Source organism: Allostigmatella hybrida (assembly GCF_020103775.1).
Taxonomy (GTDB): Bacteria; Myxococcota; Myxococcia; order Myxococcales; family Myxococcaceae; genus Hyalangium; species Hyalangium aurantiaca.
Map to the genome: position 1 here is coordinate 1 of NZ_JAHXBH010000065.1, position 2,707 is coordinate 2,707.

The following is a 2,707-nucleotide window of genomic DNA, read 5'->3' on the forward strand; positions in this document are numbered from 1 at the left end:
CGCACTGCACGTCAGCACGTCGCCACGGCCCGAGTCCTCGCCTCCGGGCGCATTGATTCAACATCTTGAAAGGGGTGGCTCTCAGGGGATATCGACTTCAAGCGCTATACACCCTCCATCGCCTGCTCTTGGACAAGGAGGCGGGGCAGCACGTTTTCAGGCTGGAGGGGCACGAAGACCTCGATATCCTCGACCTGAACGGCAGGGGCTTGGAGATCATCCAGCTCAAGGCGCACGGAGATGCGCTGACGCCGTCCGAGCTCGAGCCGAAGAAGCCGGATTCCTTCTTCCACCGGGTGCTGCGACGGCGCGACGCGCTCCCGGATGCTCGCGAACGCATTGTTTCCTTTGGTCCCTATGGCCAAGAGATGCTCAAGGCTTGGAACGGGCAAGAGCCCTCCCGGGGCCGTGTGCTACGGCAGTTCGAGGCGTGGGGCTATACGCCCGCCCAGGCGGCGCAGCTGCTCTCAAGGGTGACTTTGGACTCGGCGTCGGAGAGGCAGCTGACGGACGCGGTCTTCGAAGTCTTGAAAAGCTCCTTCGCGGGATATGACCCCTCGTCGGCCTTCGCGCTGCTCCACGCCTGGCTGTTCCAGGTCGCGGAACTCCGCAAATCGATCACCCAGAAAGACCTGCGGGAACGTTTGACCGAGGTTGGCCGGTTCCTCGCGAACCGTGCCGCGCATCAGGAGGAGTGGTTCACGGCCATCACGCCTCTTGAGGACCGCCCCGTAGCGCACACCGAGGATCTGGGTGAGGAGTTCTATCAGGGAGTCTCCGCGCGCTATGAACATATCCTCGCGGGTGTCGATGTGGTCAGGCGCGAAAGACTGGAGGCGCTCGAGCAGGCCTTCGGCAAGGCGCGTGTCGTGGTGGTACGGGGCGCGTCGGGACAGGGAAAGAGTGCTCTCGCGCACCGATTCCTGCATGACTATGTCCCTTCCGCGAGCCGGTTCAAGGTGAACCTCATCCAGGATCGGCGCCATGCCTTGAGCATTGCCCGGGCGGTAATCGGACACCTCTCCGCTCTGGGCGCTCTCGCCTATATCTACGTGGATGTCGCTCCGGGAGACACCGCCTGGACGGACTTGGTGGAGGCCCTGTACGCGGAGTCCTCCTCGCGTGTCCTGGTCACCATCCGCGAGGAAGACTGGCTGCGTGCGAGCATCGGCCATTCGAGCTTGCGCTTCGAGGAGATAGCGCTCCAGCTTGACGAAGCAGAGGCGCGCTTGATTCATGGTCGGCTCATCCAGCGCAGGCCTTTTTCCCAATACCTGGACTTCGAGGAGGCCTGGGAGAGGTTTGGTGGCCGAGGGCCCTTGCTAGAGTTTACCTACCTCCTCACGCAGCATGACACGCTGCGCGCCCGCCTCGAGATCCAAGTCCTGCGGCTCCGCGAGCGGGCGGCTCAGCTGGGAGCGCGGGCAGAAGCCGAGCTGGAGTTGCTACGGCGCGTGTCGGTGGCTTCCGCCTACGGCGCACGCTTGGACGTCGTCCAGCTCGCCCGGTCTCTTGCTCTTCCTGAGCCACAGTTCACCGTGCAGCGGCTCGAGCGCGAGTACTTGGTCCGTGCGGACGCCACAGGCCGCTTTGTGGACGGGCTCCACCCTGTCCGATCTCTGATCCTCGTCTCGCTGCTCACCGACGCCACATTCAATCCGTGGCTCGAAGTCGCGGTGCGTGCCCTTCCTCAGATCGTGGAAGACGCGCTGGGGGTGTTTCTGCTGCATGCCTTCTCGCGCCAGGAGAGCGAGCGCTCCAGGCTTGCACGGGAAATTGTCACGATGCGCACCCGCACCTGGGTCGGGACCGCGCAGGTGTTTCGAGCACTGCTCTGGCTGGGAGTGTGTGAATACGTTGCACGCAACGAATCCGTGACCTCCGATGCCAGGAAAAGCTTCGGCTCAGGCTGGTTCACGGTGATGTTCATCGATGCGGGGGAGGTGCAGGCTGTCACTCCCGGGCTCTCTTTCACCTGGGGGGAGAGTCTCGACTTCATACCGGAAGAGGCCAAGCGAATCATGAGAGAGCTGCGCGCCCGCCTGTCACCCACGCGCCAGCTATTCTCGCGAGCGCGGGAGTGGCTGGCCGCGACGGACGGAAGCCTTGTCCCTCCTGGGGATGCCGAGGGGTGGGCCGCAGTGGCCGAATGCCTCTTCTGGGCGGCACGTCTCGACGTGCGCCTCCCTGGAGAGCAGTCGCTCCTGGATGCATTCGAGGCCGCGCTCGACTCATTGCCGCTGAACGTAGCCGCGGATGTCTCATACGCGCTGTCCTTCCAACCTCAGGCACAGGTCTATGAACGGCTGACCCGGCTGCGGTCCAAGGCCATCGGCCGCGTGCGCCGGGAGAGCCAGATCTTCAAGCTGGAAGCCAATGACACGCGCATCGCCGCGCACTTCCTCATGGCTCCGGCTTTCATCGCGCGCCGGGAGCCCGAATCTGCAACGCCACGGCCACTTCCGTCCGCAGAGAAACCAAGCCCCAACAGGGAGGCGGTTCGCCGCGCTCGGTTGCTGCGGAGCTTCCTGCCAGGGCGGCAGATGTATGCAACCCAGGGGTACGGCCACCGATTCGGACTGCTGGCGATGGAGTATGACGACACCGAGAAGGAGCTGGATGCCAAGTATGGAGGCTGGAGGAAATAACTTTTCCACTTTCAGTTGTTGAACCAATGAACTTGGCAACGAGGAAAGCGGATGGACGA

The 2,707-nt window shown here is 63.5% G+C and carries 1 protein-coding gene; it reads left to right on the forward strand.

What is annotated here, in order from left to right:
• Window positions 1-128 precede the first annotated feature (128 nt).
• Window positions 129-2,648, forward strand: a complete 2,520-nt coding sequence (locus KY661_RS37020) for a P-loop NTPase (RefSeq protein WP_225414669.1) — start codon at window positions 129-131, stop codon at window positions 2,646-2,648.
• Window positions 2,649-2,707 lie beyond the last annotated feature (59 nt).